We start from the raw sequence: 21,723 nt of genomic DNA, 5'->3' as shown, positions 1-21,723 counted from the left end.
TCCGGTCAGGGAATCGCGACACGGCGCGTCTGGTCGCCGGCCTGGAACACCGCGGCGTTGCCCTCTATCGCCTGCAAGCGCCACGGGCCGACCGCATCACCTGGTAGCAGCACCTGAAGCTGGTCAGGCGAAAAGTCCCCGACGGTCGGCGCGACCGACACGCTGCGCTGGCCGGCGCGCAATTCGGCACCAACGACGCGGAACGGCAGCGGCGGTGGTTCTGGCTTGGCGGCGGGTTTGCTCGGTGTGCGCGGCTGAGCCGGTGGCACGGCACGCGAGGCGGTCTGGCGCGCCTTCATCTGTTCGACCTCCGTGCGCAACGTCTGAAGGTCGTCGGCAGCGGCATAGGCGCTCAGGGCTTTCTCGACCTGGGCCGCGCGTGCTTCCAGGATTTGGCGGGTGTCTTTCAGGTCTGCCGCCGTTGCGAAGGCCGGACGGTGCTGGATGGCTTCGATCGTCTCGGCCAGGCCCGCCGCCTGCGCTTCGAGGCGTTGCAGGCGGGTATCGAGGCGTTCCTGGTCGGCCTGGTCATTCATCGCCTGGTAGCCGAGGGCCACGACGACGCTTAGGCCGAGCAGCCAGAGCCAGAGCAGGCTTTGCGCCACTACGACGGCGGTTGGGCGCCGGGAGGAATGCGGAGTAGTCATGGCTGGCCTCCAGAAATGGAAGGCATCAGCGGAAACGTCTGCGCCGCCTCGGTGGCAGGCGGCTCGGGTACATGTTCTGTGGACGCGCTGTCACCGGGTCGCTCGAAGCAAATCTGCCTTGCGCGATCATCCGCGTGCAGTTCCCAGGCCGGGCCAGCCAGCGTGAGCAGCGCATCGCGCAAGGCCATGGGGCCGAGATGCAGGTGCGCTGCGGGCAGCGGCAGCGCGTACAGTTCAATCACCGCGTGTGCCGTCTGGCATAGGCCGTAGCCACTGCGCTTGAGCACATGCCGCAGCCCGTCGCCGACCGTTGCGCGGGCATCCTCGGGCATGGACACGTCGATGGTCTGCAACAGCAGGTCGCGCTGCGCTGCCGTGGGCGCCAGTTCCACGAGGGTGTACCGGCCGTAGCGGACGACGGGAATGAACTCGGACTCCTCGGCTTCGGGTGCGGCCGAAACCGCCTCGATGGCGTCGGGTGCGACCGGCACCGTGGTGGTCGCGCAGCCGCCGGCGAGCATCGACCAGAGCAGGCCGAGAAATCCCGTCAGCAGGCGGCGTTCGGAATGGTGGAACCAGGGATAGGATGGGCACATAGCTCGGCGTCCTGAAACATCGAGCCCTCACCATCGCCGTTGGGGCTATTTGCGGCAGCAAACAATGCGAACCACGCTGCGCCCGATTTGCCGGCAGCGCGTCACCAAGAAAAGAAAAGGCCCCGCGTGGGGGCCTGTGAAAGTCGATGCGTGACGCTCGCCGGATCAATCCCGAGCCAGCTTCAGGCCGGGATCGACCTGCGCCAACTGGGCATGCGCCCAGCAGCGCACGAGCTGGCCGTTCTCGCCCACTGGACGATCCGCCACCACCGGCGAGTCCTCGTCGGTATCGCCGGTGTCGTAGCAGATAACCTTGATCTCGCCGGCATCGCAGCAGATGGAGTGGATCTGGCCGTCGGTCATATCGACAACAATCACCTGCGGGACAAGCTCCAGTTCTCGGACAGCCGACAGGATGGCTCCTTGTTCGGCAGCATCGAAGCAGACGAATGGCCCTTCGTACCGGGCTTCTTCGGCCAAGTCCTTGGCCTTGTCATAGTGGACGCCCAGGTCGTATTCCTCCTGGGTAGCCCGGACGGTGAAGATCGGCATGTCGGGCATCCCCGAAGCGTTGGCACACGCGACCGCGACCTGCAGTACGACTTCTCCAGACGGTGTGACGGTGGCAGGCGCCGCGATGGCGGCCTGGTTTTCAGCATCGCTGCCATCGCCAACGCCCATGCGCTCGCGCATTTCGGAGACGAACGCCTCGGGGACCATCAGGCCATAGCGCGCCAGGCGCACGGGGATGTCTTCTGCGCCGAGGTTTCCGTCCTCGATACGCTGCCGCATGAACGAGGCGATCTCGGTTTCCAGTGCGGCGTCATCGGTCAGCGAGGCTGAGGCTGGCCTAGTGGAAACGTCGAGCGACCAAGCGTCCACGTCCGCAGCAGTCTCGCCAGTCAACATGCCTTCGCCGATGGCGCGTTCGCACATGCTGCGCAGGCGTTCCAGCATCTCCGATGCGGGTACTCCGTTGAGCAGATAGGCCACGTCCAGCGTGAGTCGGGTGTTGAGAACTCCGCGGGTAGCTTGAGTGTTGGTATTCATTGAAATCTCCTTGGATGGAAAAGAGCGCAGCCATGCCCACGCGATCGTGGGCACGGCTGCAAGGTGGGAACTAACAAGGAAGCCGGCGGCGCGAGGCCGGCGCAGGCGTGGTAGTCAGGCGGCGACCAGTTGCCGGGCCAGTGCGACCTCGACGGAATCACCATCCTGGTTCAGAACATCGAGCCCCGATTCAGGCACGTCGCCCGAGGTGGACTGCGAGACCATGATCTTCTTGGCCATCAGCTCCAGGCAGGTCATCTGCGAGGAAGCGGCGTAGCCCAGGTAGATCACGCGCACGGGCTGCTTCTGCCCGATGCGCCAGGAGCGACGTGCCGCTTGCTGCAACGAATAGACGTTGTAGCCGCTCTGCATGAAGACGATCGTTGGAAAATCCAACAAGTCCAACCCCGTTTTGACCAGCTCGGGATTGGTGATGAGCACGTCGATGCCGCGGTCCAGTTGCTCGGCGATCCAGTCCTCGCGGCGGCTGGCATCCACGCTTGCGCGCAGTACCGCGACCCGAAAACCTTCCTGCTCCAGCAGCACCTTCAACCGACTGGTCGTGTCGCGCGTGCCGGTATAGACCGTGTAGGCCAGGACCTTGCGCCCCTGCGCCTTCTCCTGCTTGCAGATGTCGATCAGCTCACGCTCCTTGGGGCTGATCTCGAACTCGTTGAACTGAGCCGGGACGAACGCCAGGGTGTTGCGCGTGCGCGGATGCACCACGGTCTCTGACCGGAAGCATGTATCCGGCCAGGCCAGCAGCACGTTGAGGACCACACCCAGCAAGGTCGTATCGCGTCGCGCCAGAGCTTGTTTCAGCTCCGCAGTCAGCCGACCTGCCAGGTCGCGGTAGGCCGCGGCTTGCGCCGTGTCCATCGCGACTTCACGGAACTCCTCGTCATACGGCGGAAGCACATTGCCGCCGATGTCCTTGAGCTTGAGAAAAATCGTGAACGGCAGGATGCAGCGCAAGACGCCTTTGGGGCCGAAGCCCGGGGCCTTGACCGTTCTGACACTGACTTTCGTGCCTTTCGCGGTCTTGTGCGCCGTGCCGGTGCTCTCGGAATAAATATCCTTGAGGACCCCGTGATCCCTCATGAACGCCATGGCGGCCGACGTCATGCTGCCGCTCGTGGTCGGGCGGTAGCCGTCTTCGATCATCCGCCCCGGAAGGGCTCGGAACAGCAGGTAGAACAGGTCGTCGCCGTAGCCGCCCATCAACGTGCCAGTCAGCAGCAAGGTCTTGCGAGCCTTCGCTGCCAGCACGCCCATGGCCTGACCCTGGGCGCTGCCACCGTTCTTGTACTCATGCGCCTCGTCGGCAATGAGCAGGTCGAACGTGCCTTGCGGCAAGTAGCGTTTGATGAACTCCGAGGGTTGATAGCCGCCCTCGCCAAACCCGAACTCCATATTGGCCATCGCACGTTCCATGCGCATGGCCTGACGGTCGGAAAACACCAGCTCGCCGTTCCCATCCATGAGGTTGATGAATTCATGGATGTTGTCGCCCAGCATCGAGGCCAGGAAGCCGTCACCGAACTTCTGCATCAGCTTCTGCGCGGTGACTTCCCCGATGGTCGGGATGCGCTTCAAGGCTTTGAGGACAGCCGAGGACTGGTCGCTGCCGGACAGGCTTCTCGGGCGGATCAGCGTCCACAGGGGCGCGGCGCAGTGGCTGCACTTCCTGCGGTATTCCTCGGCTTCGAGCGCGACCGGGTTGACCGGCTCGCCGTCGAGGTCGGTGATGACCGTGCCGCAGTCCGGGCAAGCCGCCACGTCGCCGTGGCGGGTGCGCCGCGTGGTGAAGACCGGCTTCCAGTGGAAGCCCATCCGCATCCGCACGCGCCCCAGGACGAAGAACTCCTGGCCCGTGGGCTGCACACCCAACTGCTCGCGCAGCCTGATGAGTTTGACGAGGGTATCCGGGCCGTTGAGTACCCACACCTTTGCGCCCGCCACCGTCTCCTGGATCTCGCGCCGCCACTTGTAAACAAGGTGAGGTGGCGAAAGAACCAGGGTGCGGCGGTAGCCTTCGGCGTTGAGCACGGCGGCCGTGGCGATGCCGACGGTCGTCTTGCCGCAGCCCATTTCGCCATTGACGATTGCAGCGCGTTCGCCGCGGTCGATCAGCAATTCGGCGGCGGCGTGGACGACTTCGGCCTGGGCCTCGAACAGCTTGCGCTTGAGGCTCGCGACGACGAGTTGCCGGTGCGCCTGCGGCTGGCCCGTATAGACCGGCGGATTGGCGCTGTTGAGGGCGTCGAGCAGTTCGTCGCCGAACTCGCCAACGAAATCCTGAAGGCTCAGGGTCAGGGGGGAAGATTCCGCATCGAGCAGTTCGCCCTGTGCAGGCGCGGCCTCGGCGGCGGTGGTTTCGAGATCAAGGGACATGGTGATGCTCCAAAGAAAATGGGGCATGCACCACCCCCAGCGGGGCAATCGCATGCCCCGTGGTGGGAAGAGGAATCGGCGCGCGGCCGACGTAGATCGGAAGTGCAGGCGCTGGCGGCCTGCTGGTGAAACGCTCAGTCTTCGGACGGTAGCCCGATGAAGGTGGCACTGCGGCCCGCATCGGTGACGATGCGAATACGCAGTTCAGGATGAATCACGTAGTGCGACTCCAGCAGCTCATGCGATTGAAGTGCTATGCCGTTTGCTTGCCATTGCCCTTCGCTCACGTCACCCCAGTCGCCACGGACGTGGCGGCGGAAGTACGGAATCGGATCAAGACGGCCCTCGCGGACGAGGCGATCGACGCCTTTGCTGAGGATGAGCGCCCCGATGGGGAACGCCAGCTTGCGGCAGTAGGTTTCGATGCGATGCGATGCCATGGGCTCCTCCTTGATGGATTCATTGAGCCACAACACCCTTGGCGGAGTGAAGTGGCTCAGTCAGTTGGATAAAGGCGACGATGTGGTGCCGTTAGATCATGTCCCGTTCTTCGGGAAGCTGGATCACCGTGGTCTGGTGGTCTTCGCTGGTCTGGACGATCAGCGCCAGGTCCGGCGTGATCCTGAACTGCGAGATCATCAGGTTGTCCTGTTGGATTGCCACATCGTTGGCTTGGCGTGTGGCCTCGTCGATCTCGCCCCAGTCACCGCGCACATGGCGCTGGACATAGGCCAAGGGGTCAATCAGGCCTCTCCGGGCCAGCCAATGCACCTTCTCGCTCAATTTCAAGGTACTCGGTGCGAACAACGGTTGCTTCTGCGGCGTGCGCCGCTTGAACAGATTGGGGAACATGGAATTTCTCCTTTGATGTGGAACAGCAGGACGGCATTGCGTCCGTTGAATCAGCGGATGGTCAAGACATCGCCCCGCGTTGCGGAGCCAGGCGTCATGTCCCACGCGCGGATGACAGGTACGAACTTATCGGTGAGGATGCGTGTCTCGGCGATGGAGCCGTCTTCGCGTTCGGTGAATTCCCGCTGGAGCGTCTTGTCCTTATGGGTGTCACCTTTGACGACGAGCACGCGCCCCGTCTTGGAGCGCACGACGCCAGAGATCGCGCCCGCGGCCAGGGCCAGGGCGAGATGCCATTGGGACAAGGCCCGCGCCGGTGGACGCAGCGACTGCTGCGCGGCCCCCAGGTGCGTATCCCGCGACGGCCAGAGGCCTTGCAGCCTGCCAACCTCGTCGGCGAACTGCTCGGGCTCCATCGTCACGCGGAAGAAGTGCTCCGGCTCGGCCGGGCTGGCGGGGACGATGTACGGCAGGAACGGCCATTCGCTCGGCAGCTCGTCGGCTTCGACTTCGCCAAGCCCAACCTGCAGCAGCAGATTGCGCACGGCCTTGACGCCATCGGACACCAGCTCGCGTTGACGCACCCGGCGTCCGAAGATCACCACCTGCTTGAACTGCGTTTCCACCGCTCGGTAGATGCGCAGGTCCGTGTAGTGGCGCGTCAGCCAGCCGACCAGCTCCGCGTCGAGCACGTAGCCGGGGATGATGAAGACCAGCACGCCGCCGTACTGCAACAGCGACAGGCTGCGCTGGTAGAACAGCTTTTCGAGGCGGGCGCGGCCCTGGCCCTGATAGCCGATGTTGCCGTTGACGTCCTTGGACAGGTCACCATACGGCGGATTCAGCCACAGCAGCCCGAAGGACTGCTTGGAGATCATCGTGTCCATCAGGTCCGCGTGCAGGCAGTGATCGACCAGCCCGCGGGCATGGCGTGCCCGCTCCGCGTCGAACTCGATGGCGAACGCCTTGGCCTGCTCGCGCCCGAGGGCGTGGGCGGCTTCGGCAATCGCCACGCCTTCGCCGGCGCAGGGATCGAGGATGCACATCGACCCATCGCTGGGCATCAGTGCGTTGAGGGCTCTTTCGAGCGTGGGTTCGTCGGTCGGGTAGTACCCGTTCTTGGCAAAATTGCGGGCAAGCCGCGGGAACATGAGGGCCATGGAAGTCTCCTGGTTGGCGGGGATGAAGGGCGGAAGCACGCCAAGGCGTGCCTCCGCGGGCGGGTCAAGCCGCTACCGCTTCCGGCGTCCAAATCTTGGCCGGGTATGGGTAGGCGGTGAGTACGTCACTGCGGATCAGCGAGCCCAGCGCCTGAGTCAGCGCCGGCACGTCGACGGCGAGCCGGTAGCCTTCCAGCGGCCCGAGGGCGAAAGGAAGGCGGGCCAGCATCTCGCGGGTTTGCAGCAGTTCCAGCACGGTCTCGCGCCAGTGATCGAGCAGCGGCAATGGGCAGGTGTCCCGCACCAGCATCCACAGGCGGTCGAGCCGATGGGCGCTATCGCGGGGCAGCAGCGCCATCGCGCTGGCGTTGGCCTTGTCGGGCTTGACGCAGCGCCGGTCGAACAGCCACACGTTGGACAGCGAACCGAACAGCGTTCGCCGGAAGGCGCGCGTCATGCGCTTTTCCAGGCGCTCGACGTTGCCGATGAACACCGGGACGCTGCCGCCCTGGTCGGTGAGGATGTGGAACTGGTCCAGCCCCTGCTCGTCGCGCCCGAGGGTCAGGCGAGCCAGGAACTGCTGGATGGCGGTGTCCCGCGCCCAGATCGACAGGAAGATCAGGTTGCCCTGGTCATCGCCGACGCAAGCGTCGGCCATCACGTCCGGGCATTCGTCGATGCGGTACAGCGTGGTGGATGAAGTGTGTGCGGGCATGGTGGTGTCCTCGGATGAACGGGAACAGCACCGCCCGCTGGGGCAAGTACTGCCCCAGGGGGTGGAAGAAAACTGCTCAGTCCGGCTCGAACTGCCGGGTGTGCGGGTTGAAGCGAAGCGCCTCGTCCACCGCGGTGATCGGCGTGAAGCCGTCCAGGTAGATGTTGTTGAGGTACTGGTCGCGGTAGGTCAGTGCCTGCTGCGCCTGTTCCTCGGTGAGGCCGTTGTCGATGAAGTACCCCAGCATTTCCTCGTCGGAGGACACTTCGTCGTTGGACAAACTCCCTTCGATTAGCTTCAACAGCGAAGGTGGGAGCACTGCCAGGATCGGGTCCATGTCGGTTCCTCCTGGCTCAGGCCATCGGCGCCGCGGCGGGTGCCGCGGATGCCGTGGGTGTGCGACGTCGCGCGTGGTAGGCGCGAACGCCTGCACGCCAGTCGGCGGACTGCTCCGGTGCGAGGTCCAGATAGGACAGCGGGCACGTGTAGTAGTACGGGTGCATGGACTCTTCCAGCGGCTTGTAGCCCCACTGGCCGCCGCTGCGTTCAAGCAGATCGCAGCGGATGTAGCGCACGCTCTGGCCCGGTGCCAGATCACGATGCACGCCTTCGACCTTTGCGGTCATTTCGACCACGGACCACAGTACGTTGCCGCGCAGGGCGTGAGCGATGACCTTCGCGCTGGTGCGCTCGGTCTCTTGCGGTGCGATCAGTTCCGCGATCAGTTCAGAGCGCGATTGGTTTGAGAAATACCAGCCCATGAGAGGCCTCCTGGAAACGTAGAGCCGGAGGCCTCCCCGCAGGGAGGAACCCCCAGCGGGTGATGGAATGCCGCGGATGCGGCGATGAAGTCCGGTGTCAGTCCTCAGTACGAACCGCAACCGGCCGGGCAGCAGCCGAGCGTGATCCCGTGCGAGCAGCAGCCGTTGTCGGCAAGCCAGTCCTGGGTTTCCTGTCGCTCGGCAGGTGTCGCGTAGTCCCATTCCTGGGCTGCGATTTCCAACGCCTGAGCGCGCTGGTGCTGCGGCAATCGATTGGCTTGCGCGTCGATCTCCGTACTGAAAAGCGTGACCCAGTGTTCCCATGACAGGCCGCAACCACGCTGGGCGTGCTCGGCGGCTGTCGTGCAGACAGCCCGCCACGCGGATTCATCCAGCGCGGAACGGGGTGCATCGAAAGTGATGGTGGACATGATGGAGACCTCCAGAAAATGGCCAGGGCCTCTCCCGCATGGGGAAGGAACCCCGGCGGGTGGATGAAGAACACCGCGGAAGCGGCGTCTGCGATCACGCAGGTTGCAGTTCGGCCTGGCGGCTCCACTCCTGCGTCTTGAAGTCGAGCGCGAAGCCCAGTTGACCCAGGCGAACGATCTGCGAGCGCAGCGTGCGGCGGTCGATGGTCGAATCCAGCTTTACGGACTCTCCCAAAGGCCACAGCAGACCGAACAACGCGGCGTCCCCGTCTTCGGTACTGCCAGTGGCAGCGGCCGCAACGGGCGGCGGTGCGTCCACGCCGAAGGGCGTGGTATCGACCAGCGGGTCCGCGGATGCCTGCACGGGTGCAGGTTTGGCGGGCCTGGATGCCTTGGCGGGCTTGGCCGGCGTTGCCGCAGGCTGCGTCCCCAGTTCTTCATCGAGCGGATCGACGTCCTGCGTGGCGAAGCTGCGGGCTTCGTCGCGGCTCAGTTTGTCGATGCCGTAGAGCGTCATCCCGTCCAGGCTGGCGCGGATCTCGAACCGCATGCCACCGCCGACCGGGTAGGACTTCGGGAAGATGTACCTGATGATGAATTCCCCGTCGTACTTGCCTTCGGGGTACTGTTCCAGCTCAGGGTCCTTGACCTCGAACACACCGAGGTGCGTAGCGAGGCGGCCGACCGTGAACGGGCCGTTCTTGCCGCGGATGGTTCGCAACGTGAGCTGGCCCGGGACGACGATGGGCGATACCGATCTCTCGGGCGCCGATGTGGTTGCCATGATGGTTCTCCTGAAAATGAATGAGGGGTCGCCGACGGCACCCTGTGGATGAGAGGAATGGGCCTCGCCCGAGATGGGCGAGGTCCGCTTGGCATCACGCCTTGAGCTGGCGCATACCTTCGGCCAGGAGCCAAAGCGCCCGGTTCAGGCGCAGGTTCTGGTCGATTCCTTGCACCGGACGGGTGCGTTGATTGCGGCCGTTGGCCGAGCGTCCATTCAGACCTCCTTTGACGAGGTTCTCCTGGACGCGGTTGAAGACAGCCCACAGGTCGTTCTTGCGGTCGTCCCATCGCCGGGGTGCCAGGAGTTGGCTCTCCGTGACAGGCGTGGACTTCGCCGGGTCGTCGTACTTGAGTGCGAGCGCAGAGTTCGCAAAGATTTCTGCTTCGCCCTCATCGAGGGTGATGGTGCGCATCGCATCGCGCGAGTTCTGCACGCGCTCGAAGCCTTCGAGGACTCCGTAGGCACCTTCGATCACCTGGCTGGCCACGTCGCCCTTGTGGGGCACGCGGATGTCGGCGGTGGTGTCTCCGCAGACCAGGCCGTTGTGGCAGACGAACCGGAACATGCCGGCAAGCATCTGGTAGCTGCTCGTGCCGTCGTGACTGTTGAGCAGGATGATCTCGTTCGCCTCGTCGCCGTTGATCTGGCTTGCATGGCGAAGTCGGATGAGGTGCTTCGTGTACTCGCGCCGGTCTTCGTTGCGCACGCGCGTCTGGCACACCATGAAGGGCTCGAAGCCCTCCTGGCGCAGCTTGGCGAGCACGGTCGAGGTCGGTATGTAGGCATATCGATCGGATCGGCTGCCATGCGGAGCGTCGGCAAAGATTGAGGGAACAACGGCACGAATACGGTCGTCCGAGAGTGGGCGATCGGAGCGCAGGATCGGGGATTGCGGAGCAAAACGGGATGCCAGAGACATGGCTGATCTCCTTTGAGAAATGCGATAACCGCGCGGTCGTGTGACCACGCGGGACTCGGGGGATGAAAAGACGCAAGCACCTTGGACGTCTTGGGGACGCGACAGATGCGGGGAGGAAAAACGACAAGGCCCCGTGAGGGGCCATGCCGGATCAGAACGAAGCAGCCAATGCCGGCTCCAGCTCCTCGACTTGCGCCTCGGGCTCGCGCTCGGCGGGCTCGGCAGCGGTGTCGTCGGCGTCCTCGGCTTCGGGCGCGGGTGCGTCCTGGGCCTGCGGCGCCTCGGCTTGCTCCTGGCTCGTCGGATAGACCTGGGTGCCGTCGATCTTGATCAGACCGATGTGGACCAGCGTCGATTCCAGGCTTGCGGCCGGTTCCCCGGCGTGCTCGCCCTTGGTGCGGATGTACGGATCGATCTTCATGTCGTTCAGACGGAAGGCGATCAGCACCTTGCGATCCCCCTCGATGGCCTGCACGCACCGGCGAACCAGGTGCTCGGCTTCAGGGGTGGTGACGATAGTGTCGAAGTACCGATAGTCCGGTTCAGCGACAGGTCCGGCCAGCGCGGCGACGGTGCAGGACAGGAACGGGTCGCCATCCTTGGGGGTGACGTCCTTGGGACGGCTGAGGTAGCCGATGCCGCGGGTGATCAGCTCGTGCTGCCTGATCGAAGCCAGTTCGGCCCGGTCAAGCGGCTCGGCCTTGAGCAGTCGCGCCTTGAGGGACGCGGCAGCCTGGCCTTTCTGCTCACCCTTGTCGCGGATGTACGCATCGCCCCAGAGGTCGCCGAGGCGGAAGCGCACCAGCGGGCGCTGCTTGGGATCGTCAACGCCGATGTAGCGCTCGACCAGCTTCTTGGCCTCGGCACCCGAGACCTTGACATCGAAGTAGCGATAGCTGGGGTCCCTGGCGGGGCCGACCAGCGCGGCGATGGTGCATGCCAGGAAGGGCTGCGCACGGCGGCCGCCCCGGACAGGCACTTCACGGACACGCTGGATGTAGCCGATGCCCGAGGTGTGGAGGTCGAAGTACGATTTCTCGTTGGATGTGGTGCTCATGGTGAATCTCCATAGGATGAAGCGGAGACACACCGACCCACGCATGCGGGGAGGTGCGTAACCCCGCGGTGGGTTGATAAGGCGAAAGCATCCGCCACCAGAACTGGTGGCCGCTCGCGATCGGATGCGGTGCGAGCTGGGTGATCAACGCGGTGGAACCGCGCCGTAGCCTTGAAGATCGCGGCTACCTGGGATGCTGCTGACGGCTGTCAGCGAGGCATGGGGTCAGCATGGCCGGGCCTCGCGCGCGAGACAGCAAACAATGTGCATCCGGTTGCTCCCGCTTTTTTATGCACGCGCTGGAAAGTAAAAGCCCCTCGGGTGAGGGGCTGTTGGGGTCAGGCGTCGTACACAAAGTAGTGCGTGCGTTGCCGTGGAAAGAAGACATGCTTCCAAGAATCGCCGCTGATGGTCCCGCCATCGAATACCACCATTTCGTAGCGATCGATGTTGATCTCCACCAGCTCCTTCATGGCGATGTGGCGCATGTGCAGCGTTCCCTTGTCGCGCTCGAATACCAGGGTCTGGCCGATGGCGTCCTCCTGGCACATGGCACTGACGCAGGCTCCGAGCTGATGCTCGAAATCGGGGGCGGACGAGATGAGGTCGGGGAACATGAGGTTGCTCCTATGAAAATGGACCAGCCCGGCTCCTGGCGAGGAGACGGGCTGGCATGGGGGACAAAGAGGAAAGCAGGCGCGCCGTCTGGCTGCTAGGAAACGGCCAGCGGCAGGCCTAGAAGCGCCGGAGCGTCGGCGTCGAGGATGAGGATGCGTACATCCGCCCGGCCAGCCAGTTCAAGGATGCTTGCCAGGTCGTCCGGCATGCCCTTGTTCCGGTACTCCTGCCAAAGCTGCTCCGCGCTGATGCCCTCGGCGTGCTCCAGGTTCTCATCTGTCCAGGGCGTGGAGATCAGTTTGATGCCGATCGCTGGGCTGTACGGGACCCGGAAGGTGATGAACAGAAAGGCCTCCGGCGTAGCAAGGTCTGCCAGGTTGGCGAGGTACTGGCCGGTTTCCTGGCTGATGTGCGCGCTGCTGATTTCCCAGCACCGGCTGTAGTAGCCGGTCTCGAAACTCAGGCGTTGTACGACTTCCCGAGCGGCCTCGGCCGAATAGGAGTCGCCGACGTGGACCGGGCGACCGTCGAAGTCTTCGCCATGGATGGCATACACCACGGCACCGATTGCGCCTTCGCCGCTGACACATTCACCGGCATCGCATTCGGCCAGTACTCCGGCACTCACGGGTTCGGGACCATTCCTGACCACGGCGAAATCGTTGGTGACGATGCACGAGGACGAAATCAGTTCCTCGTCGGTGAAGTGTTGTTGGCTCGCGTGGAGGGGCCTCCAGACATGCGGACTTCCGTCCTCGTAGCTGATGGTCAGCATGCGGATGACTTTAAGATTCCAGTAGCCGCGGAGAAAGGGGTTTGATTTCTGGGACATGGGAACTCTCCAGATTGAATAATGGAGCCAATTCCCGCCACCGGGAATTGGACCCGGTGGGTTGAAAATCGAAAATGCGTCAGGCGGCGCTGTTCGTTGGCATCAGGGCCAGCCGTTCGGCGATGCGATGGCGCACGTTCAGGCGGAAATGCTCGTCGTTGATGCCCGCGAGCAGGTTGACGACCTCCAGTGCGAGCAGCGCCGAGGCCTCTTCGATGTCGGTGGCCACGATGGTCTTGCGCAGTTGGTCGCCGAGTTGGAGCGCCTGCGAGGACGTTCTGAAGACTTGGACCTCGCGGCTCAGGTAGCAACCATTGCCGCCGAACTCGAACAGCCTCGGTTTGCTGCAATACCAGCAGCCCTCGAATTGGATGGCGGTCAGGTGATGCCCGTCATCGAAGTAGTAGGCGATCAGAAGCAAGGCTTCCAGGTCGGCGCTGCCCTCGAAATTGTGGTGTTCGATGAGGTTCTCCAGCTCCCAGTCCTGGTCAGCACCGAAGTGCGCTGCCAGCCGTTCAAGCAGAGGCGGAATCGACAGTTCTTCGTCGTCGGGCATGGGGATGCCGAGTTGTGTGGCCAGGTCTTCCAGACCGTCCAGCACATCTGTCCATCGCGGATCATTGGTCTCGGCGATCTGAGCGATGTAGGCCTGTCCGTTGCCAGGATGGTTTTCGTCCAGCGCGAAGGCACCGAATAGCGCCTTGATAACGGGGGTCACGCGGTCGAGCACGAGAACGCCCGTGCCTTCGTAGTAGTTGTTTGCCATGGTGGCTCCTTTCGAGAAGTGAGCGGAGCCGGCCCATGCGGACGATGGCATCCGCAGGAAATAGCCCGAGGCCGTCGGTGCTGGGCGATGGAAAAGAAGTCGAGGGACATGGCCTTGTGGGCGCATGTCCCTCACGGGGGGAACGAAAAGACGGTGGTGTGCCGGAGACCGGCTTACCAGCCGTTGTAGTTCACCAGCAGGTCGGCGATGACCTTGCGGCGTTGCAGATCGAGGCCATCGAAGTCCGACAGCCCGTCGAAATGGCAGCGCTTGAGCATGGCACCGCCCTCGCGCGCGTTGTAGAAGCTGACCATGGCGGACAGGAACATGCGTTCCCCACTGCTCAGGACGCCGAGGGCGTCGTTGAGCCGCAGCATGTTGGGACGAAGATCCCACTTGCTCTTGGCCTGGTTCAAGCCTTCACGGGTGCCGTCGCCGAACCATTCGGGGCCAGCGATCTCGACGCCGCGCTTCCAGGCCTCGAAGAAGGCTTGGGGCGCGGCAGCGAAATGCTGCTCTTCCCTCATGATCTGATCGACGACTTCCCGCGGCAGTAGCTGGTTCATGACGTGATTCCTCCAGTTGGATCAGGAAACGGCGAGCTGGGACCAGCCGCCTCTAACGAGGGCACGTTGAGCCGCGGCATGGCTGCGGAAGTACTCGCGGGATTCCCGCGAAACCGGGCCTTCGGTATCGCGCGTGCCGATGTAGTGACCGGCGGCGCTTTGCAGGACTTCGAGCGGCAGGAACTTGCCGCAGTAGGTCAGGGCCAATTGGCCGAAAGAGGCTTGCTGGGACATGGATGGGCTCCTTGGAAAAGCGGGGCCTCGTCCCCCACGGGATGGCAGCTCCCGCACGCGGTTGAAAAAAAGCATCGGCGTCATGGGGACGCGCGTCCACGGAATTGATGCAATGCGGACTGGTGGGCGACGCGGGAGAGACCCGCGGCAGCCTGGAACCCTGGCTGCTGGCATGTGCTGACGAATCAGCGAACATGCGTGCAGCTTCGTGCGAGTGCCGCGTCGCGTCAGTTGGAAATCGGCATCCGACACAGCCCCGATTGATGGGCGCAGCAAAAACAAAACCCCGCATCGAATGCGGGGCTGTCGCGGTGGCGCGTCGGTGCCAGGTCAGTCGGACCTATTGCCCAGCACATGCTGCCTCCATACGGCAAATGCCTCGTCAGGCGCCAGCTCGGCGAGGATGACAATGGGCTGGGCCTGCCGGGCGCGCAGCGAAGCGAAGTACGCCTTGCGGTCGGCGATGGCTTTGAGCCTGATGCCATTGATGAACAGCAGTTTGCCGTCCTTGATGAACAGCACCTTGTTGCCAATGTCGCGCTCGAACGCGGCTCGTACTTGCTCCGGTTGTTGCATACGTCGGTTTCCTGTTGGTGTGGCCCGATAGCGGGCCGGAGTGTTGATCGGCGGGAGAAAGGCGCCGAAGGCCGCAGGGCCTTCGGCTCGGGAGGACAGAACCACCCGTGGGCTGTTGCAGGCCCGGTCGTCGCTAGAACCGCCTGCTCATCAGCAATCACACCCGGCGCATGTCGTGGTTGGCGCCGGCAGCTTCTGGCGCACATCCGCGCACAAAAGGAGCCCAATTTTTCGCCGTTGGGCACGGCATCGAATACCGCTGACCACGAAGGGTCTCCGGGTGGCTCGCGCGCTGTGGCAAGCCATCGGGGGACCCTTCGCAGAGGCGGAAGCAATACAGATCAGCAGAACGCACGGGAGGCGGTTCGCGGAGAAGCTACCTTCAGGTCCCGCGGCCGGGGACGGCTGGGCGGGACGCGCACACGGACGAAGAAGGCGTTGCGCGCTGGGCATCCCGCAGGGCATGCGGGACACGGGCCACGCCGCCGATGGCGGGCACGGCTCACGGGGAACTGCGTTGGTCAGGAGCCCTTGCGGCCGCTACTGCGCGGGCGCGAGGCACCACGCTTGGACGTGCCGGATTCGACCGGCAGCGTGCCTTTGCAGTCGGGGTAGCGACTGCACGACCAGAATGGGCCGCTCTTGCCGGTGCGCTGGCGCGTCGGTGCGCCGCACTGCGGGCATGCTGGCCCCAGGGGAACCTTGATGGACAGGGACGTGCTGCCGTACTGCGCGATCAACTGCGAAATCCAGGCGGCCTGCTTGGCGATGAAAACGTCCAGGGTGAGCTGTCCGGCCTCGATCATGTCGAGGGCCTGCTCCCACACCGCCGTCGTACCGGGATCTGCAATCGCCGCAGGCACGGCGTCGATCAGCGTGAATGCCGCATCCGATGCGCGAATGGAGCGTCCTTTCTTCACGAGATAGCCGCGAGCGATCAGCCCGCTGATGATGTTGGCCCGTGTCGCCTCGGTGCCGATGCCCGTCGTGTCCTTGAGCTTCTGCTTCAACCGCGGATCGCTGACGAAGCGCGCAACGCCCTTCATCGACTTGACCAGTTCGCCCTGCGTGTACGGCTTGGGCGGCATCGTCTTGAGCGCCTTGATCTCGGCCTCGGCCACTCGGCACGCCGCGCCCTCGCGTAGTGCAGGCAGCACCTGGCTGCGCGCGGCGCCGTCGCTGTCCTCGTCCGCTTGCGGCTCGGCCAGCACTAGGCGCCAGCCCTTGACGACCACCTGCTTTCCGGTAGCCGCCAGCTTCTGCTGGCCGCAGGAAAGCTCGGTCACGGTGCGGTCGAACTCGTGGTGAGGGAGGAACTGCGCAAGGTAGTGCGCCCGGATGAGCCGGTACACGGCCAGCTCCTTCTCGCTCATCGCAGAGAGGTTCGCGGGTTCGAGGGTCGGGATGATGCCGTGGTGCGCCGTGACCTTGCCATCGTTCCAGGCGCGAGAGCGCTGCGAGCGGTCGAGTTGGCCCATGATCGGGCGCAGCGAGGGATCGGTCTTGAGCAAGCTGTCCAGGACAGTCGGCACTTCCGCGAACATGCTTTCGGGCAGGTAGCCGGAATCCGAACGTGGGTACGTCGTGGCCTTGTGCGTCTCGTACAAGGCCTGCGCGATTTCAAGGGTCTCTTGAACATCCAGCCCAAGCTGCTTGGAACAAACCTCCTGAAGCGTTCCCAGGTCGAACAGCAGCGGCGGGCCTTCGCGCACGCGCTCTGTCTCGACCGATACCACTTGGGCGCTGCCCGCAGCGCGGATCTGCTGTACGGCCTGCTGGGCGATGGGCTGCTGCAGGCAGCGGCCGGCGTCGTCGGTGCAGCCATCGGGCGGAACCCACTGCGCGGTGAAGGCCTGGCCGCCCGTGGACAGGGACACGTCGATGACCCAGAACGGCACCGATACGAAAGCCGCGATCTCGCGGTCGCGGTCCACGACCAGTTTGAGCGTCGGGGTCTGGACGCGGCCGACGGACAGCACGCCGTCATAGCCTGCCTGTCGCCCGAGCACGGTGAACAACCGACTGAGGTTCATGCCCACGAGCCAGTCGGCGCGCGAGCGCGCCAGTGCCGAGTAGTACATCGGCAGCGTGTCGGAAGACGGCCGCAGCTTGCCGAGTGCGGTGCGGATCGAAGCATCGTTGAGTGCCGACAGCCATAGCCGCTCGATGGGGCCGCGGTAGCCGCACAGGTCGATGATCTCGCGGGCGATCAGCTCGCCCTCGCGATCGGCGTCGGTTGCAATGACCAGATGGGTCGCCTTCGCCAGAAGCGCTTTGACGACCTTGAATTGCGTGGCGGTCTTCGGTTTGACCTCGACCCGCCATTGCTGGGGAATGATGGGCAACTGCTCCAGCGACCAGCGCTTGAGCGCCGCGTCATAGACCTCGGGAGCTGCCGCTTCTACGAGATGGCCGATGCACCAGGTGACGGTGACGCCGGAGCCGCTGAGACAGCCTTCACCGCGCTGCGTCGCGCCGAGAATCCGGCCAATGTCTTTGCCCTGGGAGGGCTTCTCGCACAAAAACAGCCGCATGTCCGTCCATCCGAATTCCGTGGTTCATTGAGTTGCTGGAATCGAGGATGCCGAGCACCACCAGAGGCAGCAGCAAACAAGCCGCATGCGGTGGCGACCACTTTCACGGGATGGAATGGCTGGGACGGGAATGGCGTGCGGCCGGGGGTGTGTGGGCCGGGAGCCGCGATTTTCGGGAGCGCGTAGAAGCCGGTGGACGTTGATGGAGCTATCCCCTGGGGATAACTCGCGGGTGTATGGAGGACGGCGAAGAACCGCGGCCGCCCTCCATGCTGGCTCACTTCCTGCGCTTTGCCTCCTTCGGCGCAGCCGGTTCCTGGGCGGCCTGGGGCTTCGGTTCCGCGTCCTGCGACTTCGGACTGAGGGCCACGGACTCGATGCGGAACGGCAGGATGCCGACACTGCGCGCGTTGATCTGCCAGGTCTCGCGCGGCTGATCTTCGTTGTTCTTCCAGGGTTCGCGCTCCATGCGGCCGACAACCAGCACGCGCATGCCTTTCTGGTAGAGGTCCTTCCAGTGGGCGACGTCGCGGTGCCAGATTTCCACCGGCGCCCAGAAGCCGCCGCGGTCCTCGAAGGTGCCATCCTTCTTGGGGATGGGGTTGTCGAAATAGACGTTCAGACGCAGAAGGCGGCTGGGTTCGTCATTGCCGTTGGGGAACTCCCGGTACTCGGGGGGCGAACCGATGTTGCCCTCGCCAGAAAAATGCGTGCTCATGTTGCAATCTCCGTGGTGGTTGAAATACCCGCACCTGGTCGGCGGCGGGCGCGTGCTGGTTTGCTGGACGCGATCACCGATCGCGCATTGCGGGTGGGGTGGACTTGAGCCGGCGCAGGTAAGCGTCTTCCGCCTCGGCAGCCTTGCTGGCGCATTCCTGGGCCTGCCTGCCCAAGGTGTGCAACAGGCTGATCTGCATGTTCAGCGTGATGCGCTGAAGCTCGATCGCGTGCAGGTCAGCCAGCAGGTTGACCGGCGTGCTGGTGCTTGCCATCAGCTCCTGCCACAAGGCCACGCCCATGGCTGACCTGTCGTGCCTGCGCCAGCGCAGAAACGTCGTCCCCGCGCCAGTGGATTGCTGGGCCAGTTCCACAGGCAGCAGGTGGAACGGGTGCCCGCATGCCTGCGGCAGCACCTGTCGCTGTGCCAGGGCAATCAGCTCGTCGCGCATGGCGAAGCACTGGCTGGCCCAGGCCTCCAAGTCCCCTTTACCCTTAAAGGGCTTCAAAAGGGCCTTTTGAGAGCCTGCGTGTTCCAGCTTCATGAAGGCTGTCTGTTGCAGGGGGCGGAAGTAGCGGGTATCGCGGTTCGGGTCGCTCATGCTTGCGCGTCCTCGCCGGCCGTCGCTTCGGGTGCTTCGGTGGCAGCGGCTTCTTCGCCCTCGAAAGCGGCTGCGGCAGGACTGTCACCGCGCTGCTGCAGGCCACGGCGCACGATGGGTGGCGCGAACTTCGAGCGGCGCGTACCTTCCAGCACGTCCTGCGGCAGTTCGCCGAATTTCTCCAGCGCCGCCCGTGCTGCGGCGTTCTTCGCAGCGAAGTCGTCGCGGGTGCAGCCCGAATAGCGGTACTGCTGGGCCAGCGAGAACAGGCTGCGCAACGCATGGGCACCCTCATTGAGCCAGCGCTCCAAGGTGCTGCGGTCGATGAGCGCGGTGTGGTGAGCGAGGATCAGCTTGCGGGCGATGTCGTCGTAGTCGGCCAGCAGATAGACGGCTGCAAAGCCGAGCTGCGCATTGACGAACAGCGGCAGCTTGACGGGTTGCACGTTGAGGTTTTCGCCCAGGCTGAGCGCTGGCGGCACGTTCGCGAGCGCCTGGTCCACCTGTTCGCGCAGCGATTGCAGCGTGATCTTGGTCTGGTCGAGCTTGTCCTCAATGCGCAGCATCCACCAGTCCGAGTACGGGTCGTCCTGCTCAGCGCCGCGCCGCATCTTGTTCATCTGGGCGATGTAGCCGTTCAGGCCGACGATGCCCGGTCGCCCCTCAGCCGCGGCACGGCCATGCCAGATGCGGGAAGCATGGTGCGTGTGCAGCGTCAGCGACATCGCGCTGCGCAGGGCTCCGAGATTCAGTTGCAGAGGTTCATTGGTTGCCATGGTGTCCGCTCGTTGTTGGAAAAGAGCGGACAGCTTCGGCAGGATGCGGAAGGCAGTCAGTCAACAAACCGAAACGCGGCAGGCCCCGGTTTAAGGCGTGGCAGTTGCATGCGGTGCGAGCTATCCCCAGGGGATAGCTCCATGGAGCGCCAACGAACGCTGCATGCTGGGATCAGGGCGGGCAACGCCGATGCTGCGGCAGGTGTTCGATGCCAGGTCTGCGACTGATCGGTGTGGTGCCCAGCGGCGGAGCTATCCCCAGGGGATAGCTCTACAGGCAGCCATGGACATCTACTTGCACCGTCTTGCAGGCCCGCTCACTTGCTGGCGAGCAGGTTGCGCAGCCGCTCGATGTGCTGCTTGGCGACTTCTGGCGGAACCGGCTTACCCTGCGGCTGAGGAGCTGGTGCTGGTGGCGGCCGTTCGTTTGGCGGGACGGGTGCCGATGGCGCTTCTGTCTTGGCCCAGGCGTTGAACTCACCATGGATGGCCCGCTGGATGATCCCGAACAGATACCCCGCGGGATTGCGGATGCCATGATTGGCGCAGCGTGTGGCCCATTCGTCCAGCACGGCCTGCCTCAGCAGAGCATCGACCTGCTGCAATGCCACCTTGGCGCCCGCCTTTTGTTCTGCCTTCAGTTGCGCGAAGCGCTTGGGCCATTGGAGATCGCCCAGCGCGCGCGCCTGCGCGGTAGTACGTACTTCATTAATACGACTACTACGTACTGTACGGGCCTGCTTCGGATTCCGAAGAGAGGCGTCTGGCGCGGGTTTCAGCCCTGCTTCGGAATCCGAAGTGGGGTCATCAGGATTCCGAAGAAGGCTCGAAGCACCTTCTTCGGATTCGTGAGTCGCGTCCTCCTGTGGATAACTTTCGGTGGCGGTGATGCCCTGGCCGTCGAGGCGTTCGGCAAGGATCTGTAGCCGCGACGGCAACGTGCGACCGGACAGCAGCGGATCTTCAGCGATCTCCCTGAGCGTGTTCAAACCGACCATCTGGACGGCCTTGGCCGAATGGCCGAGGGATTGGCTGACCAGCGCCAGGTAGTCGGCGTCGAGCTGCATGGCCTCGAACGGCGTCAGGGGTTCATCGTGCAAGACGTAGAGGTTGCCGAGGATGCGGCCGGTCTTGGGGTCGCGTCTGCGCCGCACCAGGCTCAACCATCGGGTGAGGCGCAGTAGCGTCAGCGCCCGAGCGACGGTTTCATGGGAGGCCTGACCGGCGCAGGGCATCGAGGCCAGCCACGGCCGAAGCTGCTCATACGTCGGGAATGCCGTCACGCCATCGTCGTTGAGCATCAGCCGGAACACTTGCCAGGCGTTCCTTTCCAGCGGCGTCAGGCGGCGGTCGAGAAACAGCCGCCGCGGCACGGTTTCATGCCGGTTGCCGCTGAAGAGGAAGGCATCGCCGGACGTGGTGGGCGTCGGCGTCGGCGAAGGCATGGGTGCTGGCGCACTGGGGCTGGGTTTGGGCACAAGGTCTTTCAGCGCCGCGTCGAACAAGTCTGCGAGTGCGATGGGGCCACGGCGTGGTGCGGTGTCGTCCACGGCCATGGCTCAACCCAATCCCTGATCGACCCAACTCTTGATCGAGGCCCAGACCACCGACAGAGGCAGCGACATGCCTTCCGCCAAGTCCATGGCGGCATCGAGGATTGAGGTTTCGTCTTCGAGATCGACGTTCCTGCTGCCGGTCGTGGCCTTCCATTGCCTCCACAGCTCCGTGTCCTGCTTCTCGTCCAGCACAGGATGACGGCCCTTGCGCTTCGGCAGGCCGAGGATGTCGCGACGAAGCGCCACCTCCTGGTGGGTCAAGCCATAGAACCGGCTGACCATCTCGGTGCTCGCGCCCAGTCTGAGCATGCGATCGACCGTGGCGATTTCCTTCTCCACGTCCTGCGCCTGCTTGAGCAGTCGTCGAAGCACTTCGCGGTTGACCGTCACCGAGCACCAGGAAACATTGGCGTTGGCCAGCACGCTGATCAGCGCGGGATGCTTGAGGGCGTCCAGTTCTTCCTCGCCAAACCCCATCAGCTTGCAGCGCCGCAGTTGCCCATTGCGCAGGTCATAGAGGGCCTGGGCAATGACGGCCTGGTTGAGTGGGTGTGGTGCGGACATGCTGGCCTCCCTC

Annotated in this window: 26 protein-coding genes; all 26 read right to left on the bottom strand. The window is 64.2% G+C overall.

Annotated elements, in window-relative coordinates:
* Positions 1 to 5: 5 nt before the first annotated feature.
* The 26 genes from N7422_RS04575 to N7422_RS04450 all read right to left on the bottom strand — a co-directional run bounded on the left by N7422_RS04575 (position 6) and on the right by N7422_RS04450 (position 21,710).
* Positions 6 to 647, bottom strand: a complete 642-nt coding sequence (locus tag N7422_RS04575) for a hypothetical protein (protein WP_023912660.1) — start codon at positions 645 to 647, stop codon at positions 6 to 8.
* Complete coding sequence (locus N7422_RS04570; RefSeq protein WP_023912658.1) at positions 644 to 1,243, bottom strand: PilL N-terminal domain-containing protein; 600 nt, start codon at positions 1,241 to 1,243, stop codon at positions 644 to 646. The genes N7422_RS04575 and N7422_RS04570 overlap by 4 nt, the downstream gene beginning before the upstream one ends.
* A gap of 165 nt (positions 1,244 to 1,408) precedes the next feature.
* The gene (locus N7422_RS04565) at positions 1,409 to 2,293 is read right to left on the bottom strand and encodes a hypothetical protein (RefSeq protein WP_023912656.1); all 885 of its coding nucleotides are present in this window, start codon (positions 2,291 to 2,293) and stop codon (positions 1,409 to 1,411) included.
* 114 nt (positions 2,294 to 2,407) lie between these two features.
* Positions 2,408 to 4,687, bottom strand: a complete 2,280-nt coding sequence (locus tag N7422_RS04560) for a helicase-related protein (protein ID WP_031276163.1) — start codon at positions 4,685 to 4,687, stop codon at positions 2,408 to 2,410.
* A 134-nt stretch (positions 4,688 to 4,821) separates the two neighbouring features.
* Entirely contained in the window at positions 4,822 to 5,127 is a 306-nt protein-coding gene (locus tag N7422_RS04555; RefSeq protein WP_023912652.1) for a hypothetical protein, read from the bottom strand.
* Positions 5,128 to 5,218: 91 nt separating this feature from the next.
* Entirely contained in the window at positions 5,219 to 5,539 is a 321-nt protein-coding gene (locus N7422_RS04550; RefSeq protein ID WP_023912650.1) for a hypothetical protein, read from the bottom strand.
* 50 nt (positions 5,540 to 5,589) lie between these two features.
* Complete coding sequence (locus tag N7422_RS04545; protein WP_260469374.1) at positions 5,590 to 6,723, bottom strand: DUF6094 domain-containing protein; 1,134 nt, start codon at positions 6,721 to 6,723, stop codon at positions 5,590 to 5,592.
* A 40-nt stretch (positions 6,724 to 6,763) separates the two neighbouring features.
* Complete coding sequence (locus N7422_RS04540; RefSeq protein ID WP_023912646.1) at positions 6,764 to 7,414, bottom strand: hypothetical protein; 651 nt, start codon at positions 7,412 to 7,414, stop codon at positions 6,764 to 6,766.
* Between the two features lie 76 nt (positions 7,415 to 7,490).
* Positions 7,491 to 7,751 carry a hypothetical protein gene (locus N7422_RS04535; protein WP_023912644.1) on the bottom strand — a complete coding sequence of 87 codons (261 nt, stop codon included), beginning with the start codon at positions 7,749 to 7,751 and terminating at the stop codon, positions 7,491 to 7,493.
* A gap of 16 nt (positions 7,752 to 7,767) precedes the next feature.
* Entirely contained in the window at positions 7,768 to 8,175 is a 408-nt protein-coding gene (locus tag N7422_RS04530) for a hypothetical protein (protein WP_023912643.1), read from the bottom strand.
* A 104-nt stretch (positions 8,176 to 8,279) separates the two neighbouring features.
* Positions 8,280 to 8,606: a hypothetical protein gene (locus tag N7422_RS04525; protein ID WP_023912641.1), complete on the bottom strand. Its 327-nt coding sequence runs from the start codon at positions 8,604 to 8,606 to the stop codon at positions 8,280 to 8,282.
* Between the two features lie 94 nt (positions 8,607 to 8,700).
* Positions 8,701 to 9,390 carry a DUF3275 family protein gene (locus N7422_RS04520; RefSeq protein ID WP_023912639.1) on the bottom strand — a complete coding sequence of 230 codons (690 nt, stop codon included), beginning with the start codon at positions 9,388 to 9,390 and terminating at the stop codon, positions 8,701 to 8,703.
* A 94-nt stretch (positions 9,391 to 9,484) separates the two neighbouring features.
* On the bottom strand, positions 9,485 to 10,312 hold the full coding sequence (locus N7422_RS04515) for a DUF932 domain-containing protein (protein ID WP_023912638.1): 828 nt from the start codon (positions 10,310 to 10,312) through the stop codon (positions 9,485 to 9,487).
* A 151-nt stretch (positions 10,313 to 10,463) separates the two neighbouring features.
* Positions 10,464 to 11,369: a DUF3577 domain-containing protein gene (locus N7422_RS04510; protein ID WP_031276160.1), complete on the bottom strand. Its 906-nt coding sequence runs from the start codon at positions 11,367 to 11,369 to the stop codon at positions 10,464 to 10,466.
* A 338-nt stretch (positions 11,370 to 11,707) separates the two neighbouring features.
* A complete protein-coding gene (locus N7422_RS04505) occupies positions 11,708 to 11,986 on the bottom strand; it encodes a hypothetical protein (RefSeq protein WP_023912637.1) in 279 nt (92 codons plus the stop codon).
* 95 nt (positions 11,987 to 12,081) lie between these two features.
* Positions 12,082 to 12,819, bottom strand: coding sequence for a hypothetical protein (locus N7422_RS04500; RefSeq protein ID WP_023912635.1), 738 nt, complete (start codon positions 12,817 to 12,819; stop codon positions 12,082 to 12,084).
* A 79-nt stretch (positions 12,820 to 12,898) separates the two neighbouring features.
* A complete protein-coding gene (locus N7422_RS04495) occupies positions 12,899 to 13,585 on the bottom strand; it encodes a hypothetical protein (RefSeq protein ID WP_023912633.1) in 687 nt (228 codons plus the stop codon).
* A 173-nt stretch (positions 13,586 to 13,758) separates the two neighbouring features.
* Positions 13,759 to 14,151 (bottom strand): hypothetical protein, encoded by a 393-nt coding sequence (locus N7422_RS04490; RefSeq protein WP_023912631.1) that lies wholly within the window; start codon positions 14,149 to 14,151, stop codon positions 13,759 to 13,761.
* A 21-nt stretch (positions 14,152 to 14,172) separates the two neighbouring features.
* A complete protein-coding gene (locus tag N7422_RS04485) occupies positions 14,173 to 14,385 on the bottom strand; it encodes a hypothetical protein (protein ID WP_031276158.1) in 213 nt (70 codons plus the stop codon).
* Positions 14,386 to 14,715: 330 nt separating this feature from the next.
* Positions 14,716 to 14,961 (bottom strand): hypothetical protein, encoded by a 246-nt coding sequence (locus N7422_RS04480; protein ID WP_023912629.1) that lies wholly within the window; start codon positions 14,959 to 14,961, stop codon positions 14,716 to 14,718.
* Between the two features lie 521 nt (positions 14,962 to 15,482).
* Positions 15,483 to 17,495, bottom strand: coding sequence for a DNA topoisomerase III (locus N7422_RS04475; protein WP_023912627.1), 2,013 nt, complete (start codon positions 17,493 to 17,495; stop codon positions 15,483 to 15,485).
* 277 nt (positions 17,496 to 17,772) lie between these two features.
* Positions 17,773 to 18,213 carry a single-stranded DNA-binding protein gene (locus tag N7422_RS04470; RefSeq protein ID WP_023912625.1) on the bottom strand — a complete coding sequence of 147 codons (441 nt, stop codon included), beginning with the start codon at positions 18,211 to 18,213 and terminating at the stop codon, positions 17,773 to 17,775.
* A gap of 73 nt (positions 18,214 to 18,286) precedes the next feature.
* Positions 18,287 to 18,814 (bottom strand): DUF3158 family protein, encoded by a 528-nt coding sequence (locus N7422_RS04465; RefSeq protein WP_023912623.1) that lies wholly within the window; start codon positions 18,812 to 18,814, stop codon positions 18,287 to 18,289.
* A complete protein-coding gene (locus N7422_RS04460; protein ID WP_023912621.1) occupies positions 18,811 to 19,590 on the bottom strand; it encodes a PFL_4669 family integrating conjugative element protein in 780 nt (259 codons plus the stop codon). Before N7422_RS04460 ends, N7422_RS04465 begins: the two co-directional genes overlap by 4 nt.
* Positions 19,591 to 19,907: 317 nt before the next feature.
* The gene (locus tag N7422_RS04455; RefSeq protein ID WP_031276157.1) at positions 19,908 to 21,146 is read right to left on the bottom strand and encodes an STY4528 family pathogenicity island replication protein; all 1,239 of its coding nucleotides are present in this window, start codon (positions 21,144 to 21,146) and stop codon (positions 19,908 to 19,910) included.
* A 3-nt stretch (positions 21,147 to 21,149) separates the two neighbouring features.
* Positions 21,150 to 21,710 (bottom strand): DUF2857 domain-containing protein, encoded by a 561-nt coding sequence (locus N7422_RS04450; protein WP_023912618.1) that lies wholly within the window; start codon positions 21,708 to 21,710, stop codon positions 21,150 to 21,152.
* Between the last annotated feature and the right edge of the window lie 13 nt (positions 21,711 to 21,723).

The organism is Pseudomonas sp. GD04091, assembly GCF_029836165.1.
GTDB lineage: Bacteria > Pseudomonadota > Gammaproteobacteria > Pseudomonadales > Pseudomonadaceae > Aquipseudomonas.
Note: the sequence above shows the minus strand (reverse complement) of the source record. Positions and strands in the feature narration are given on the sequence as shown.

Excerpts from the sequence above, each read along its gene's own strand:
- N7422_RS04575 (WP_023912660.1), bottom strand. The coding sequence starts at position 647 with ATGACTACTCCGCATTCCTCCCGGCGCCCAACCGCCGTCGTAGTGGCG.
- N7422_RS04570 (WP_023912658.1), bottom strand. The coding sequence starts at position 1,243 with ATGTGCCCATCCTATCCCTGGTTCCACCATTCCGAACGCCGCCTGCTG.
- N7422_RS04565 (WP_023912656.1), bottom strand. The coding sequence starts at position 2,293 with ATGAATACCAACACTCAAGCTACCCGCGGAGTTCTCAACACCCGACTC.
- N7422_RS04560 (WP_031276163.1), bottom strand. The coding sequence starts at position 4,687 with ATGTCCCTTGATCTCGAAACCACCGCCGCCGAGGCCGCGCCTGCACAG.
- N7422_RS04555 (WP_023912652.1), bottom strand. The coding sequence starts at position 5,127 with ATGGCATCGCATCGCATCGAAACCTACTGCCGCAAGCTGGCGTTCCCC.
- N7422_RS04550 (WP_023912650.1), bottom strand. The coding sequence starts at position 5,539 with ATGTTCCCCAATCTGTTCAAGCGGCGCACGCCGCAGAAGCAACCGTTG.
- N7422_RS04540 (WP_023912646.1), bottom strand. The coding sequence starts at position 7,414 with ATGCCCGCACACACTTCATCCACCACGCTGTACCGCATCGACGAATGC.
- N7422_RS04535 (WP_023912644.1), bottom strand. The coding sequence starts at position 7,751 with ATGGACCCGATCCTGGCAGTGCTCCCACCTTCGCTGTTGAAGCTAATC.
- N7422_RS04530 (WP_023912643.1), bottom strand. The coding sequence starts at position 8,175 with ATGGGCTGGTATTTCTCAAACCAATCGCGCTCTGAACTGATCGCGGAA.
- N7422_RS04525 (WP_023912641.1), bottom strand. The coding sequence starts at position 8,606 with ATGTCCACCATCACTTTCGATGCACCCCGTTCCGCGCTGGATGAATCC.
- N7422_RS04520 (WP_023912639.1), bottom strand. The coding sequence starts at position 9,390 with ATGGCAACCACATCGGCGCCCGAGAGATCGGTATCGCCCATCGTCGTC.
- N7422_RS04515 (WP_023912638.1), bottom strand. The coding sequence starts at position 10,312 with ATGTCTCTGGCATCCCGTTTTGCTCCGCAATCCCCGATCCTGCGCTCC.
- N7422_RS04510 (WP_031276160.1), bottom strand. The coding sequence starts at position 11,369 with ATGAGCACCACATCCAACGAGAAATCGTACTTCGACCTCCACACCTCG.
- N7422_RS04505 (WP_023912637.1), bottom strand. The coding sequence starts at position 11,986 with ATGTTCCCCGACCTCATCTCGTCCGCCCCCGATTTCGAGCATCAGCTC.
- N7422_RS04500 (WP_023912635.1), bottom strand. The coding sequence starts at position 12,819 with ATGTCCCAGAAATCAAACCCCTTTCTCCGCGGCTACTGGAATCTTAAA.
- N7422_RS04495 (WP_023912633.1), bottom strand. The coding sequence starts at position 13,585 with ATGGCAAACAACTACTACGAAGGCACGGGCGTTCTCGTGCTCGACCGC.
- N7422_RS04490 (WP_023912631.1), bottom strand. The coding sequence starts at position 14,151 with ATGAACCAGCTACTGCCGCGGGAAGTCGTCGATCAGATCATGAGGGAA.
- N7422_RS04485 (WP_031276158.1), bottom strand. The coding sequence starts at position 14,385 with ATGTCCCAGCAAGCCTCTTTCGGCCAATTGGCCCTGACCTACTGCGGC.
- N7422_RS04480 (WP_023912629.1), bottom strand. The coding sequence starts at position 14,961 with ATGCAACAACCGGAGCAAGTACGAGCCGCGTTCGAGCGCGACATTGGC.
- N7422_RS04475 (WP_023912627.1), bottom strand. The coding sequence starts at position 17,495 with ATGCGGCTGTTTTTGTGCGAGAAGCCCTCCCAGGGCAAAGACATTGGC.
- N7422_RS04470 (WP_023912625.1), bottom strand. The coding sequence starts at position 18,213 with ATGAGCACGCATTTTTCTGGCGAGGGCAACATCGGTTCGCCCCCCGAG.
- N7422_RS04465 (WP_023912623.1), bottom strand. The coding sequence starts at position 18,814 with ATGAGCGACCCGAACCGCGATACCCGCTACTTCCGCCCCCTGCAACAG.
- N7422_RS04460 (WP_023912621.1), bottom strand. The coding sequence starts at position 19,590 with ATGGCAACCAATGAACCTCTGCAACTGAATCTCGGAGCCCTGCGCAGC.
- N7422_RS04455 (WP_031276157.1), bottom strand. The coding sequence starts at position 21,146 with ATGGCCGTGGACGACACCGCACCACGCCGTGGCCCCATCGCACTCGCA.
- N7422_RS04450 (WP_023912618.1), bottom strand. The coding sequence starts at position 21,710 with ATGTCCGCACCACACCCACTCAACCAGGCCGTCATTGCCCAGGCCCTC.